The 15,084-nt window shown below is 59.4% G+C and carries 12 protein-coding genes; 7 read left to right on the forward strand and 5 right to left on the reverse strand.

All coding sequences use genetic code 11. The annotated features are described in order from the left end of the window. Positions 1-14: 14 nt before the first annotated feature. The 4 genes from RTU96_RS00920 to glnA all read right to left on the reverse strand — a co-directional run bounded on the left by RTU96_RS00920 (position 15) and on the right by glnA (position 8,111). Positions 15-1,418 carry a glutamate synthase subunit beta gene (locus tag RTU96_RS00920; protein ID WP_312634415.1) on the reverse strand — a complete coding sequence of 468 codons (1,404 nt, stop codon included), beginning with the start codon at positions 1,416-1,418 and terminating at the stop codon, positions 15-17. Between the two features lie 13 nt (positions 1,419-1,431). Further along, on the reverse strand, positions 1,432-5,964 hold the full coding sequence (gltB, locus tag RTU96_RS00925) for a glutamate synthase large subunit (protein WP_312634417.1): 4,533 nt from the start codon (positions 5,962-5,964) through the stop codon (positions 1,432-1,434). A 120-nt stretch (positions 5,965-6,084) separates the two neighbouring features. Beyond that, positions 6,085-6,633, reverse strand: a complete 549-nt coding sequence (locus RTU96_RS00930) for an ANTAR domain-containing protein (RefSeq protein ID WP_312634419.1) — start codon at positions 6,631-6,633, stop codon at positions 6,085-6,087. Positions 6,634-6,779: 146 nt separating this feature from the next. Then, entirely contained in the window at positions 6,780-8,111 is a 1,332-nt protein-coding gene (glnA, locus tag RTU96_RS00935; protein WP_312634420.1) for a type I glutamate--ammonia ligase, read from the reverse strand. A gap of 435 nt (positions 8,112-8,546) precedes the next feature. Here glnA and RTU96_RS00940 point away from each other — a divergent pair, with 435 nt between their 5' ends. Continuing rightward, a complete protein-coding gene (locus RTU96_RS00940) occupies positions 8,547-9,152 on the forward strand; it encodes an NAD(P)H-dependent oxidoreductase (RefSeq protein ID WP_312634421.1) in 606 nt (201 codons plus the stop codon). 137 nt (positions 9,153-9,289) lie between these two features. On the opposite strand, the gene RTU96_RS00945 is transcribed toward RTU96_RS00940, so the two are convergent. Beyond that, a complete protein-coding gene (locus RTU96_RS00945) occupies positions 9,290-9,973 on the reverse strand; it encodes a FadR/GntR family transcriptional regulator (RefSeq protein WP_312634423.1) in 684 nt (227 codons plus the stop codon). A 230-nt stretch (positions 9,974-10,203) separates the two neighbouring features. On the opposite strand from RTU96_RS00945, the gene RTU96_RS00950 reads away from it, so the two are divergent. The 6 genes from RTU96_RS00950 (at position 10,204) to RTU96_RS00975 (ending at position 15,052) form a co-directional block, all read left to right on the forward strand. Then, positions 10,204-10,893 carry a hypothetical protein gene (locus RTU96_RS00950; RefSeq protein WP_312634424.1) on the forward strand — a complete coding sequence of 230 codons (690 nt, stop codon included), beginning with the start codon at positions 10,204-10,206 and terminating at the stop codon, positions 10,891-10,893. A 29-nt stretch (positions 10,894-10,922) separates the two neighbouring features. Then, on the forward strand, positions 10,923-11,144 hold the full coding sequence (locus RTU96_RS00955; RefSeq protein WP_349680149.1) for a 4Fe-4S dicluster domain-containing protein: 222 nt from the start codon (positions 10,923-10,925) through the stop codon (positions 11,142-11,144). 19 nt (positions 11,145-11,163) lie between these two features. Continuing rightward, complete coding sequence (locus tag RTU96_RS00960) at positions 11,164-12,234, forward strand: 3-methyl-2-oxobutanoate dehydrogenase subunit VorB (RefSeq protein ID WP_312634425.1); 1,071 nt, start codon at positions 11,164-11,166, stop codon at positions 12,232-12,234. 1 nt (position 12,235) lies between these two features. Then, on the forward strand, positions 12,236-12,985 hold the full coding sequence (locus RTU96_RS00965) for a thiamine pyrophosphate-dependent enzyme (RefSeq protein WP_312634426.1): 750 nt from the start codon (positions 12,236-12,238) through the stop codon (positions 12,983-12,985). Between the two features lies 1 nt (position 12,986). Continuing rightward, positions 12,987-13,523 carry a 2-oxoacid:acceptor oxidoreductase family protein gene (locus tag RTU96_RS00970; RefSeq protein ID WP_312634427.1) on the forward strand — a complete coding sequence of 179 codons (537 nt, stop codon included), beginning with the start codon at positions 12,987-12,989 and terminating at the stop codon, positions 13,521-13,523. A 443-nt stretch (positions 13,524-13,966) separates the two neighbouring features. After that, a complete protein-coding gene (locus RTU96_RS00975; protein ID WP_312634428.1) occupies positions 13,967-15,052 on the forward strand; it encodes a branched-chain amino acid aminotransferase in 1,086 nt (361 codons plus the stop codon). The last annotated feature ends 32 nt before the right edge of the window (positions 15,053-15,084 follow it).

The following is a 15,084-nucleotide window of genomic DNA, read 5'->3' on the forward strand; positions in this document are numbered from 1 at the left end:
AAAGTTATTCAATATTATACACTTCGGACAAGGTTTGTGTAGCCGCTTAAAAACCGATCCACCTCTGCGGCTGCTGTGCGCCCCTCGGCGATGGCCCAGACCACCAGCGACGGGCCCCGGCGCATATCTCCGGCGACGAAGACCTTTTCCACATTTGTGCAAAATCGGTGCGCGTCTGTGAAAACGGCGTCGCTTTGTTCCACGCCGAAGGCGCGGCAGACGGTTTCCCCGCAGCCGGAAAAGCCGGTGGCCACAATCAAAAGCTCACAGGGAAGCGTGTCGCCCTGTGTGGTGACGACGGCGTTCAGCGCCCCGTCCTCTCCGGACACAAGGCTTTTTACCTGCGTGCCAAAGCGCCGTGGGTCCGCCCCGAATACCGCAGCGGCTTCCTCGTGGGCATAGTCCGCGGGAAGACTGCCATCGGCGTTAAGATAGTCCTCCTTGGGACGGCGCACCAACTGCACGACGGATTTGCAGCCCTGCCGCAGGGCTGTGGCCACGCAGTCGGAGGCGGTGTCTCCCGTGCCGATGACCACTACGTCCTTGCCGTTTGCAAGGGCGCTTTCGGAAATTTCCAAGCGAAATGCCTGCCGCTCCACGGCGGCTTTTAAATACTCTGTGCCATAGAGAACGCCGGCCAGCTCCGCCGTATCAAGGCCAAGGGGACGGGGCTGCTCCGCGCCGCAGCAGAGAATCACCGCGTCGTATTCCTCCGTGAGCCGCCGGGCCGTTTCGGGCGCTGCCGCGTCCACGCCAGTGACAAAGGACACGCCTTCGTCCGTCATCAGGCTGACGCGCCGCATTACCACGGACTTGGGCAGCTTCATGTTGGGAATACCAAAGGTCAGAAGTCCGCCGGGGTAAGCCTCCCGCTCAATGACAGTGACGGAATGGCCCCGGTGATTGAGCTGGTCCGCAGCGGCCAGCCCCGCCGGGCCGCTGCCTACCACGGCAATCTTTTTTCCGGACCACTGGGGCGGGCGGCGGCGTTTCACGCCGCCGGAAGAAAACGCATCCTCAATCACGCAAAGCTCGTTGTCCCGGATGGTCACCGCGTCGCCGTACAGTCCGCAGATGCACGCGTCCTCACAGGGGGCGGGGCAAACCCGCCCCGTAAATTCCGGAAAGTTGTTGGTTTTGAGTAGGCGGCTCAAGGCATGGCCCCGGTTGCCGGACCAGAGCATATCGTTCCACTCCGGAATCAGGTTGTGAAGCGGACAGCCGAAGACCGCTCCTTCGTAGAGCATCCCCGCCTGACAGTACGGCGTGCCGCAGTTCATGCACCGCCCGCCCTGCTGGGCGCGTTCGGCATCGGGCTGGGGGAAATGAAATTCGTTCCAGTTCTCCACCCGCTGGGCAGGAAGACATTGTGCGTTGTCCCGGCGGGAATAGTCTAAAAATCCGGTAATTTTACCCATATGTAGTCTCCCTTCATGCCTGCGTCCGGGCATAGAACGCCTCAATTTCCGCCTGCTGGCGGCTCATACCCTTTTCCTCGCGCTGGGCGATGGCCCGGAGCATCCGGTCATAGTCGATGGGCATGACCTTCTTGAAGCAGGGGATGTAAGACTGGAATGCCGCCAGAATTTTTTTGCCCCGGGGAGAACCGGTGGCGGCCACATGCTCTTCAATAAGGGCACGAAGCTCCTGGATGTCGTGGGCTTCGGTCAGCGTGTCCGTCAGCACCTGCTCCTTGTTTAGCCGCAGGTACAAATCGTGCTTTTCGTCCAGCACGTAGGCAACGCCGCCGGACATGCCCGCCGCGAAGTTTTTCCCGGTGGGGCCGAGAATGACGACCCGGCCCCCGGTCATGTATTCGCAGCCATGGTCCCCCACGCCTTCAACCACCGCCACGGCGCCGGAATTGCGCACGCAGAACCGCTCGCCCGCCATGCCGTTGATAAACGCCCGGCCCGCCGTGGCCCCGTAGAGGGCCACGTTGCCCACAATAACGTTTTCGCCGGGCTTGAAAACGCTGCTTTTAGGGGGATAGAGAATCAGCTTGCCGCCGGAAAGACCCTTTCCAAAGCCGTCGTTGCAGTCGCCCTCCAGCGTCAGGGTCAGCCCCGTGGGGATAAACGCGCCGAAGGACTGCCCGCCGCCGCCGTGGCAGGTGACAACATAGCTGTCGTCCGGCAGAGTATTGCCGCACCGAGAGGTAATCTCGGAGCCGAAAAGCACACCGAAAGACCGGTCGGTGGACGAGACATTCAGTTCCAGTCGTCCGCCCCGTTTTCCCTTCAGGGATTTTCCCAGCCTTTCCATCAGGATGCGCATGTCCGCCGTCTTTTCAAGGCCGAAGTCATACACGTCCGCCGGGTCAAAGTGGGGAGCGCGTTCGCCTGTGGGATTGCCCAGCAGTCCGCCCAGCTCCAGCGCTTCCGCCCGATGAGTGACAAGCTTCTCCCGGACCCGCAGAAGGTCGCTGCGGCCCACCAGTTCGTCCACGGTGCGCATGCCGAGCTGCGCCATCAGCTCCCGCAGCTCCCGGGCCACAAAATACATGAAGTTGACCACATACTCCGGCTTTCCGGAGAACCGCTTGCGCAGGACGGGATTTTGGGTGGCGATGCCTGCGGGGCAGGTATCCAGATTGCACACCCGCATCATGCAGCAGCCCATGGTCACCAGCGGGGCGGTTGCAAAGCTGAATTCCTCCGCTCCCAGCATGCAGGCGATGGCCACGTCCCGGCCGGTCATCAGCTTGCCGTCGGTTTCAATCACCACGCGGCTGCGCAGTCCGTTTTGAATCAGGGCCTGATGCGCCTCGGCAACGCCCAGCTCCCACGGAAGACCCGCTCCCTGAATGGAGCTTTTGGGGGCCGCGCCGGTGCCACCGTCGTGGCCGGAGATCAGCACCACCTGCGCCCCCGCTTTGGCAACGCCGGAGGCGATGGTTCCAACCCCCGCCTCGGACACCAGCTTCACACTGATACGGGCGCGGCGGTTGGCATTTTTCAGGTCGTAAATGAGCTGCTCCAAATCCTCAATGGAGTAAATATCATGGTGGGGCGGGGGAGAGATCAGCGTCACGCCCGGCGTGGAGCAGCGGGTTTTGGCAATCCACGGGTAGACCTTGGCACCGGAGAGGTGGCCGCCCTCGCCGGGCTTGGCTCCCTGCGCCATTTTAATCTGAATTTCTTCTGCGCTGCAAAGGTATTCGCTGGTTACGCCAAACCGGGCGGAGGAAACCTGCTTGATGGCGGAATTGCGGTCAGTGCCAAAGCGGGCGGGATCCTCGCCGCCCTCGCCGGAGTTGGACTTTCCGCCAATGCGGTTCATGGCCAGCGCCATGCACTCATGGGCCTCCTGAGAAATGGAGCCGTAGCTCATGGCTCCGGTTTTAAAGCGCTTGACAATAGAGTCCTCGCGCTCCACCTCGTCGATGGGAATGCCGCCACCCTCGTCAAACCGGAAATCCAGCAGGCCCCGAAGGGTATGGGGCTTGTCGGCCCGGTCCACCTCGGCGGCGTATTCTCTGAATGTGTCGTAGCTTCCCTCCCGCGCGGCCTTTTGCAGCAGTAAAATGGTGCGGGGATTGTACATATGGTCCTCTTTGTCGGGGCCGGAGCGCAGTTTCAGAGCTCCGACGGAATCCAGCGTGGTGTCATAACCAAGGCCCAGGGGGTCGAAGGCCCGGTTGTGGTTCCACTCCACTCCTTCGCCGATTTCCGCAAGGCCCACGCCTCCCACCCGGCTGACGGTATTGGTAAAATACCGGTCGATGACGGAGCGGTGGATGCCCACACACTCGAAAATCTGGGCGGACTGGTAAGATTGGATGGTGGAAATGCCCATTTTGGAGGCAATTTTTACAATGCCGTGGAGAATGGCGCTGTTGTAATCGCTGACAGCGGCGCCGGGGTCCTTGTCCAGAAGCCCCACCTCCACCAGCTCTGCCACGCACTCCTGCGCCAGATAGGGATTGACGGCCTGCGCGCCATAGCCCAGCAGCGCGGCGAAATGATGCACGTCCCGCGGCTCCGCGCTCTCAAGAAGAATGGAAAGGGCAGTGCGCTTCTTGGTGCGCACCAAATGCTGCTGCAATGCCGAAACCGCCAGAAGGGAGGGAATAGCCATGTGGTTTTCATCCACGCCCCGGTCGGAAAGAATCAGGATATTTGCCCCATGGCGGTAGGCCCGGTCGCAGTTGATAAACAGGCGGTCCAGCGCGTGTTCCAAGGGCATGCCGGGGTAATACAGCAGGGACAGGGTTTCCACTTGAAAGCCGGGGCGGTTCATGTAGCGGATTTTCATTAAGTCCAAAGAGGTGAGAATGGGGTTGCGGATTTCCAGCACGGTGCAGTTTTCTGCCCGCTCCTGCAACAGATTTCCGCCCGCGCCCACATAAACCGTGGTGTCTGTGACGACTTCCTCCCGGATGGCGTCCATGGGCGGATTGGTGACTTGGGCGAAAAGCTGCTTAAAATAGTTGAATAGGGGCTGATGCTGTTCGCTGAGCACGGCCAAGGGCGTATCCACGCCCATGGCGCAGGTAGGCTCGGCCCCGTCCCGGGCCATGGGGAGGAGGGAGTCCTTCACTTCTTCATAAGTATAGCCAAAGGCCTTGTACAGCCGGTCTCGCAGCTCCTGGGGGTGGTGCTCCACCTGCCGGTTGGGAATGGAGATGTCCTTGAGGTAAACCAAATGTTGGTCCAGCCATTCGCCGTAAGGTCGGCGGCGGGCATAGCTCCCCTTCAGCTCCGCGTCGTCCACCAGCCGCCCAAGGGTCAAATCCGCCAGCAGCATCCGTCCGGGCTGCAAACGGGACTTTTTCACGATTTTTTCCGCCGGAATGTCCAGAACGCCCACCTCGGAGGAAAGAATCAGCGTCTCGTCGTCCGTCAGGTACCAGCGGCAGGGGCGAAGGCCGTTCCGGTCCAGCACCGCGCCCACCGTGTCTCCGTCGGAAAAGACGATGGCGGCGGGGCCGTCCCAAGGCTCCATCATGGTGGCGTAATAGTGATAGAAGTCCCGCTTTTCCCGGTCCATTCTGCGGTCGTTGGCCCACGGCTCGGGAAGGCACAGCATCACCGCCTGAGGCAGGGGAATGCCGTTCATCATCAGAAATTCCAGCGTGTTGTCCAGCATGGAGGAATCAGACCCGTTCTGGTCCACCACGGGGAGAATTTTGTCCATGTCCTCCTCCATGACCGACGAGAACATGGTTTCCTCCCGGGCCAGCATCCGGTCCACATTGCCCCGGATGGTGTTGATTTCTCCGTTGTGCATGATATAGCGGTTGGGATGGGCGCGCTCCCAGCTTGGATTTGTGTTGGTGGAAAACCGGGAGTGCACCAGCGCGATGGCGCTTTCGCAGTCCGGGTCGGAGAGGTCGGGATAAAATTCCCGAAGCTGCCCCACCAGAAACATTCCCTTATACACAATGGTGCGGCTGGAAAACGAGGGGACGTAGGCGGCAATGCTGGACTGCTCGAAGACCCTGCGGGCAACATACAGCTTGCGGTCAAAGTCCAGTCCTTGGGCACAGCCCTCCGGACGCTTTACAAAGCACTGGCAGATGTGGGGCATACAACTCCGGGCCTTATCGCCCAGCACGTCTGGACGGGTGGGAATATTTCGCCAGCCTAAAAATTCCATCCCCTCCTTGGCAACAATGATCTCCAGCATTTTCTGCGCCTGCGCGCGCTTGAGCGCATCGGCGGGGAGGAATAGCATCCCCACGCCGTAATCCCGTTCTTTTCCCAGAGAGAAGCCTTCCTCCAGCGCGGCCCTTGACAGCAGCTTGTGGGGAACTTGAAGCATCAGGCCCACGCCGTCGCCGGTTTTTCCGGTAGCGTCCTTTCCCGCGCGGTGCTCTAGCTTTTCCACGATTTTCAGCGCGTCGTCCACCGTGCGCCAGGTTTTTTCACCCCGCAGGCTCACCACGGCGCCGATGCCGCAGGCGTCGTGCTCAACAAGGGGATCGTAAAGGGGTGTGGGCCGCTGAGTAGGGTCAATCATGGAAAACAGCTCCTATCTGTGATAAAGTGAGCCGCAGGGTGGATTGCTCCCCCCGCGGCAGTTTATAAAATGCACCTTGGGCAATACCGGGATGGCGTTTGGCAAAGAAAATGCGAAATTTCAGCCGTGTCCACCGGTATAAGCTTCTATCATCAACTGCGCGGTTTCCGCCAGCTTCATGCCTGCGTCCATGCTGCGTTTTTGCAGAAAACGGTGGGCCTCGGCCTCAGACATGCGGTTAATATCCATCAAAAGCTCCTTGGCCCGGCGGATCAGCCGCTGCGCCGGTTCGTCCCGCAATGGCGAGGGATGGCGAGGGATGGTGGGACGAAAGGCCAGCAGAAGCTCCAGCGAGGTAAAGAAATCCGCTTTGCGGGCGGGGGAAGCCAGCTTGAACAGGTTTTCTCCTTCGCAAAAATCCAGATTTGCGGCGGTGGACACCACCAAAAGGGCGCTGACGCCCCGGAGGGAGCCCGCCAGATCGTTTGCCGTCATATCCCGCAGACGAAAGCCGCAGATGATGGACGCGCCGCCAAGCTTTCTGGCGGCGCGAATGGCCTCCGCCCCCGTGGCGCAGCAGGCGGCAGGGATATAGCCGCCCGATTCCAGCAGCAGCACGGTGCGCCGCTGCGCTTCTTCGTTGGAAAACGCGACGATGATTCCGGACATGGCTTCCATCCCTCCTCTCCCGGGCAACAGGCCGCGCTGATTTTTGCCCGGCGGGCGCAAATCTCCGGGCGGATATCTATGCCGTGGCCGCGTATATGAAAAGCGACCGACGGCGCGTCCTATGACGTCTTACAGCCCCGGATAAATCAGTAGGTCACAAGATATTTGCCCAGCTCCCAAGCTGTGACCTGCGTGCGGTATTCCGCCCATTCCCGCTGCTTCCCGGCAATATACTGGCTTGTGACATGGGGACCCAGCGCATCGGTGACGACCCGGTCGGCTTCCATGGCAAAAACGGCCTCCTCCAGCGTGGCGGGAAGATTGGCAATGCCGTGGCGGCGGAGAGTCTCCGCGTCCATGGCGTACAGGTTTTCCACCGTTTCCTCCGGCGGCGTCAGCTTTCGCTCGATTCCATCCAGACCTGCCGCCAGACACACGGCCAGCGCCAGATACGGATTGCAGGAGGGATCTGGACTGCGCAGCTCCACCCGGGTGTCCTGCCCCCGGGGAGACGGAATGCGGACCAGCGCGGAGCGGTTGGACGACGACCACGCAAGGCAGTTGGGAGCCTCATAGCCGGAAACCAGCCGCTTATAGGAATTTACCAGCGGGTTGGTCACCGCGCAAAAGCCCCCGGCGTGGGCCAGAAGTCCCGCGATGAAGTGATAGGCCAGCGGCGAAAGCTTTCTTGCGTCCGCTTCGTCATAAAAAGCGTTTTTCCCGTCCCGGAACAGGGACATGTTTACATGCATACCGCTGCCCGCCGCGCCGAAAACCGGTTTTGGCATAAAGGTGGCGTGAAGCCCGTTTTTCTGCGCCATGGTCTTTACCGCCAGCTTAAAGGTCATAATCCCGTCGGCGGCCTTCATGGCGTCGGCGTATTTCATGTCAATTTCGTGTTGACCGGCGGAAACCTCGTGGTGGCTGGCCTCCACTTCAAGCCCCATTGCCTCCAGCGCCAGGCAGATTTCCCGCCGGGTTCCCTCTCCGTGGTCCAAAGGACCCAGATCGAAGTAGCCCGCCTGATCTCCGGTGACGGTGGTGGGGTTTCCCGCGTCGTCGGTCTGAAACAGGAAAAATTCCATCTCCGGCCCCACGTTAAAGGTAAAGCCCATATCCGCCGCCCGCTTGACCACCCGCTTTAATACGTTTCGCGGGTCCCCGGAAAAGGATGCGCCGTCCGGGTTGTGAACGTCGCAGATCAGCCGGGCCACCTTCCCGTATTGGGGCCGCCAGGGCAGCACCGCGAAGGTGTCCAGATCCGGCCAGAGACACTGGTCGGATTCCTCGATGCGGACAAAACCTTCGATGGAGCTGCCGTCCAGCATAATCTGATTGTTCAGCGCCCGCTCAAGCTGAGAGACGGAGACGGCCACGTTTTTCATCTGGCCGAAAATATCCGTAAACTGCATGCGGATGAACTGAACGTCCTCCTCCTGAACCATTCGGAGAATATCTTCCTTGCTGAATCCGCTCATAAAAACAGTCTCCTTTCAACTGAGAGTTTATGCGTTTGCGCTTGGTTTCTCACAATAGCGCAATAAAGCGTGGAATGCAAAAAGAACGCGGCAAAGCCCCTGAGGGTGCCCCGTTGCGCTCTCTTGCTGGGAATTATAGCGGCGAAATGGATTGTTGTCAACGCTTTTGCCACGGATGACGGGAAAAAAGTGCGCATTTCATGGCTTTTTCTAAAACCGGAAGTTTCCGCAAAAAAACTTTGTGCAATTTCATATGGCTTGCGGCTGTTTTCATAAAGCGGACATTTATATTCAAGAGACATACGATATGGAAGGAACTGCCGCTCTTGACGGCGTATTCCGGGGACGGTATACTAAAGTAACATACAATAAGAAGAGGCCTTTCGGTGAGGATGCGTACAAGCCCTCCCGGAGAGGAACGTCAGGAGGCATTTTGTGAAACAGGCATTGTATATTGACTGTTGCATCCGGGGAGAAGCGTCCCGTACGAGGAAGCTGGCGGAGTCGTTTTTTGCCGCGCTGCCGGATGGTTGGCAGGTGACTGCTGTGAATCTTATGGAAGAGGACTTTCGACCTTTAGCCGGCGAGTTTTTTGAACGGCGGGAAGCGCTGCTGAAAGCCGGAAAAACGGACGATCCCCGGTTTGACAGGGCGCGGGAGCTGGCGGCGGCGGACTTGATCGTAATTGCCGCGCCGTTTTGGGACATGAGCTTTCCCGCGCTGCTGAAGGTCTATATTGAAAACGTGTCGGTGGAGGGCATCACCTTCCGCAGCACAGCGGAGGGCCTGAAGGGCCTGTGCGCGGCGGAGAGGTGCGTGTTTCTCACCACCCGCGGCGGCGCCTATCCCGCCGGGGACCCGCTGGAGCAGGCCGTGCCCTACTTGCGGGCTATTCAGATGTTTTTCGGAATGGGCGATCTGACCTGCGTGGCGGCGGACGGGCTGGACTTGGACGGCGTGGACCCGGAGGCCCTGCTGGCGGACGCCTGCGCCGAGGCGGAGGCCCTTGCGCGGACTCTCCGGCCTTCCGAAACTCGCTGAGTTGCTTCCCGGCAATGGAGGTTTGCAAAAGCTGCCAATAGGCTAAAGCGCCTGCCTCGGCATTGCCGGGGCAGGCGCTTTTTGTTTAATAAAGAACGGGGAGGCCATGGCTTGGGGGAAATAACGCTCGCGGTGGGCTATACCCGCAGAGTTTGAATCAGGTGCTTCATGTGGATGCTCATGGCGTAGCGCGCGCCCACGTCGTCCCGGCGCAGCAGAAAATCCACAATCAGCCGGTTGTCGGCCACAGCAATTTCCTGCATATGCTTTTGATTCTCCGAAATCTGCATAATCTCGCTCACCGCGTCGTTGATGATGGGATAAAGGCGGCGCATGTATTCATTGTGAGACGCGCGGATGATGCTCAGGTGAAAGTCCTGATCCGCAGAGGGCCAGTCTCCGCCGGAGGCGGCAATCTGGGCCATTCGCTCCGCTTTGCGGCGGATTTGGTCCAGTTCCTCGTCGCTTGCCCGCTGGCAGGCCAGCGCCACTGTGGCAGGCTCAAAAATCAGGCGCATCTCAAACAGGTCTCTGGCTCTGGTCCGGGACCGCAAATCCGTCAGCGCCGTCATATCCACCGGGAAGCGGGGCAGCTCTCGGGCTACAAATGTACCCTTGCCCCGCTGAATTTCCAGCACACCCTGTGCAACCAGAAATGAAATCGCCTCCCGCAGCGTAGTGCGGCTGACGCCTAAAAGCTCGCTCAGTTCGTTTTCGTTGGGCAGTTTGCCGCCGGTTTCATACCGGTGCTCCTCTGCAATCATGTCCAGCAATCTCTCCGCCGCCCGCTGAGACAGCTTTGCCTTTTTCGGTCCCTCCATAAAAGTCCTCCTTCGCCCCTACGGGGGCGTATTTCATGTTTTAAAGTGCTGCCGCTCTGCCTGCAAACTTCACATTCACATCAAATTTCAAAAAAAGATCGACAGAGTTTCGGCAAAAGGCACAATAACTTCCCTTGACATCTCCAACCAAATCGGTTATACTGACATCATACAACGCATACGATAATAATACAACTCTTTTTTGATATTTTGAAAGCGAGGGGGCCGTTTTGATTCTGACATCCGATCAGGTCTGCTCCAACCGCGTCGTACTTGTCTGCGGGCATTACGGGACGGGGAAGACCGAGTTTGCCGTAAACTATGCGCTGGGGTTGGCCCATGAGGGACACGCCGCCATGCTGGCGGACGTGGACATCGTGAATCCCTATTTCCGCTCCAGAGAGCGGAGAAAACTTTTGGAGGGGGCGGGGATCCGGGTGATCTCCTCTTCTCAGGCATGCAGCGACGCGGACGTGCCCGCCCTTCCGGCGGAGCTTTTGACCATTCTGGAAAACCGAGAAATCCGGGGTGTGATGGATGTGGGCGGCGATCCGGTGGGCGCACGGGTGCTGGCCCGGTTTCAGCCCAAAATTATTGGGGAGGATTACAAGCTCCTTTTTGTGCTCAATGCCAACCGGCCCGAGGTGCGCACGGCAGAGGCCGCCGTGGCCTATCTTCGCAGCATCGAGGTCGTGACGGGTCTTGCGTGCGGCGGTATTGTGAACAATACCCATCTGTGCGGCGAGACGACGCCTGAAGAGATTCTTAAGGGCGCGGAGCTGGCTGAAGCGGTTTCGCGGGAAACCGGCATTCCCGTTATGTGCCATGTGGCGGAGCGGCGCTTCACCGGCGAGGAAAGTCTCGCGGGGCTTAAGCTGTTTCCCATTGACATTTATATGAAAAAACCGTGGGAGCTGTAAAAGGCTCCCAACAACATGAAGGGAGGCAAATGAGTATCATGGCAGCAAGGGTAACATTTGACCGGGACCGGTGCAAGGGCTGTGAGTTGTGCGTTTCCGTGTGTCCCAAGCATATCGTGGCGATTGACATGGACGTGATCAACCGCAAAGGCTATCACCCCGCCGGGGTGGTGGACATAGCGGCATGCATTGCCTGCGCAAGCTGCGCAAAAATCTGTCCGGATTCCGTGATTACCGTGGAAAAAATCTGACGAAGGAGGTTGAATTTTCGTGGGAAAAGAGCTTTGGAAAGGAAATGAAGCGATTGCAGAGGCCGCCATCCGCGCGGGCTGCGACTGCTTCTTTGGGTATCCCATCACCCCGCAGAGCGAGATTCCGGAATATCTCTCTTTGCATATGCCGCAGCACGGCAAGGTGTTTGTTCAGGCGGAGTCCGAGGTGGCCGCTATCAATATGGTGTACGGGGCCGCAGGCGCCGGAATGCGGGTCATGACCTCCTCCTCCTCTCCCGGAATCTCCCTGAAGCAGGAGGGCATTACATATCTTGCGGGCGCGGAGCTGCCCGCCGTCATCGTCAACTGTATGCGCGGCGGTCCGGGCCTTGGAACGATTCAGCCCGGCCAGAGCGACTATTTTCAGGCCACCCGCGGCGGCGGCAACGGCGACTACCGTACGGTGGTGCTGGCTCCTGCCAACATTCAGGAGGCCGTGGACATGGTGCAGGAGGCGTTTGACATCGCCGACCAATACCGCAACCCCGTGCTGGTGCTGGCGGACGGCATGATCGGCCAGATGATGGAGCCGATTGAGTGGCGCGAGATTCCAAAGCGCAAGCTGGCGCCCAAGGACTGGGCCGCCACCGGCCGCAAGGGCCGGGCGCACCACAACGTGATCAACTCCCTATATATCGATCCCAACGAGTGCGACGACTTTAACGTGGAGCTTGCAAAGAAGTATCAGCTCATCAAGGAGAACGAAGTCCGCTGGACCGGCAAGGACGTGGAGGACGCCGAGCTTCTTATCACGGCCTACGGTACGCCCGCCCGCATTGTCCTCACGGCATTGGAGCAGCTTCGGGCCGAGGGGATTAAGGCGGGACTGTTCCGCCCCATTTCTCTGTGGCCCTTCCCGGAGAAGGAACTGCATGATTTGGCCCTGCGTGACAATGTGAAGGCGATTTTGGATGTGGAAATGAGCATCGACGGTCAGATGATCGAAGATGTGCGCCTGAGCGTGGAGGGCCGCAGGCCCATCTCCTATCTGGGTCACGCTGGCGGCGTGATTCCCACTGTGGAAGAAATCGTGGAAGCGGGCAAAAAGGCCCTGAAGGAGGCGGAGTAACATGGCGGTTGTCTATCAAAAATCCAAGGGACTGACGGACGTGGAGTTCCACTACTGCCCCGGTTGCACCCACGGCATCATTCACAAGCTGGTGGCTGAGACGATGGAGGAAATGGACCTGCTGGACACGGCCATCGGCGTGTGTCCTGTGGGCTGCTCGGTGTTTGCCTATAAGTATTTCAACTGCGACATGCAGGAGGCCGCCCACGGACGCGCCCCCGCCGTCGCAACTGGCATCAAGCGCACCCATCCCCACCAGCCGGTGTTCACCTATCAGGGCGACGGCGACCTTGCCTCCATCGGCACGGCGGAAATTGTCCACGCCGCCATGCGGGGAGAGAAGTTTACCACCATTTTCATCAACAATGCCATTTACGGCATGACCGGCGGCCAGATGGCTCCCACCACCCTCATCGGACAAAGAGCCACCACCTGCCCCCAGGGCCGCACCCGTGAGCAGGCCGGTATGCCCATCCGCATGGCAGAGATGCTTTCAACGCTTGACGGCTGCGTCTATGCCGAGCGGGTCTGCGCCACCGACATTCCCAACCTGAATAAGGCAAAAAAGGCCATTAAAAAGGCATTCCAGCTTCAGATGGAGGGCAAGGGCTTTACTTTTGTGGAGGTTCTTGCCACATGCCCCACCAACTGGGGCATGACGCCGCTGAAGTCCATGGAGTGGCTGAAGGAGAACATGGTTCCTTACTATCCCCTGGGTTTGATCAAGGATACCGGCACGGAGGTGAAGTGAGATGAAAAAGGAAATTATCATTTCCGGCTTCGGCGGACAGGGCGGCCTTGCCATCGGCAAGAATCTGGCGGAAGCCGGCATGGCCGAGGGGCTGAACGTGACGTGGGCCCCGTCCTACGGACCCGAGATGCGGGGCGGCACGGCCAACTGCTCTGTGGTGCTGTCCGACCGTCCGGTGGGCTCCCCTGTGTTTAACCATCCCACGGAGCTGATCGCCATGAACGAGCCCTCTCTTGAAAAATTTGAAGCGGGCGTGGTTCCCGGCGGTGCCGTGTTTGTCAACAGCTCGGTGGTTACCGACAAGGTGACGCGCCCGGATTTGACCGCGTACTACATTCCCTGCGGGGAAATTGCCGATCAGGTGGGCAACGCCAAAGTGGGCAACATGGCCATGCTGGGGGCGTATGTGGCCGCCACCAAGATTTTAAAGCCCGAGGCCATCGAGGCGATGATTGAGGAGATGTTTACCGGGGCCAAGGCCAAGCTGGTTCCCCTGAACATCGAGGCATTCCGTCGGGGCATGGCCTGCGTCGGATAACGCTGTCTTTTGTAAATTGAATGTCCCCCGTCCGCCGGTTTCTCGGCGGGCGGGCGGACGAATATCCCGTCCCGGGCCTGTTCTGTGCATTTTAACAGTTGACTTTCTCCTGCCGGGAGCGTATAAATAATTTAATATTCAAAACGCAATGAACGGGAATTGCCGTCAGGAACGCCGACTTCAGAGAGCTGCCGCATGGTGCGAGGCAGCGGACGCGGCCTGATTGGTCTGGCCCGGAAGCGGCCCGCCCAAAGAGAAGCTTCTCCAGTAGGCGGCGACGGGAGCCTCCCGGTTACAGAGGCGGTGCGCGGAAGCGTACATAAGAGGCCGCGTTGCGGCAAAGAGAGTGGTACCACGGAAGTTTGGCTTTCGCCTCCCTGATTTCAGGGGTGCGAGAGCCTTTTGCTTTATCAGTTCAAAATAAAAGTAAGGGAGAATTTCAAATGCTGAACATCAAGATCACCAAGACGACTTCCCCCAAAGCAAAGCCTGCGGACGAGTCCAAGCTGGGCTTCGGAAAAACCTTTTCCGACCACATGTTTATTATGGACTATACCGAGGGTCAGGGCTGGCACGATGCCCGCATTGTGCCTTATGCTCCCATCTCTCTGGAGCCTTCCGCCGTGGTGTTCCACTATGCGCAGGAGTGCTTTGAGGGCCTGAAGGCCTATCGCACCGCCGAGAACAAAATTCAGCTCTTCCGCCCAGACTGCAACGCCCGCCGCATGAACAACACGCAGGAGCGCCTGTGCATGCCCGCCATCCCTGAAGAGGATTTTGTGGAGGCCATCCGCGCGCTGGTGGAGGTCGAGAAGGACTGGGTTCCCCATTCCGAGGGCGCGTCTTTGTACATCCGTCCGTTCACCATTGCCACCATGGCCCAGCTTGGCGTTCACGCGTCCACTACCTATCAGTTCATCATCATCTGCGCCCCCTCCGGCGCATATTACGCGGCGGGGCTGGCCCCCATCGACATCTATGTGGAGGACACCTATGTTCGCGCCTGCCCCGGCGGCACCGGCTTTACCAAGTGCGGCGGAAACTACGCCGTGTCTCTGCTTGCCGCCAAGGTGGCCGAGGAGCGTGGATACAGCCAGGTGCTGTGGTTGGACGGCGTGGAGCGCAAGTATGTTGAAGAAGTGGGCGCCATGAACATCTTCTTCAAGATCGACGGCAAGCTTGATACCGCCGAGGCGCAGGATAAGGACGGCACCGTGCTCCCCGGCGTCACCCGCCGCTCCATCATCGAGCTGCTGAAAGACTGGGGCTATGAGGTTGTGGAGGGCAAGCTGGCCGTCGACGACCTGATGAAGGCCTCCCGCGAGGGCAAGCTGGAGGAGGTGTTCGGCACCGGTACCGCCGCCGTCGTCTCCCCCGTCAAGAAGCTGGACTATGAGGATCAGACCGCCCAGATCGGCCACGGCGAAATCGGCCCTCTGACCCAGAAGCTGTACGATACCCTTACCGGCATCCAGTGGGGTAGAATCCCCGACACGAAGGGCTGGATCGTCCCGGTTTGCAACGCTTGATTTACGCCTGATTTTAATTCCCCGCCCGGCTG

Source organism: Oscillibacter sp., from assembly GCF_032018205.1.
In the GTDB taxonomy this organism is placed as follows: domain Bacteria; phylum Bacillota; class Clostridia; order Oscillospirales; family Oscillospiraceae; genus Oscillibacter.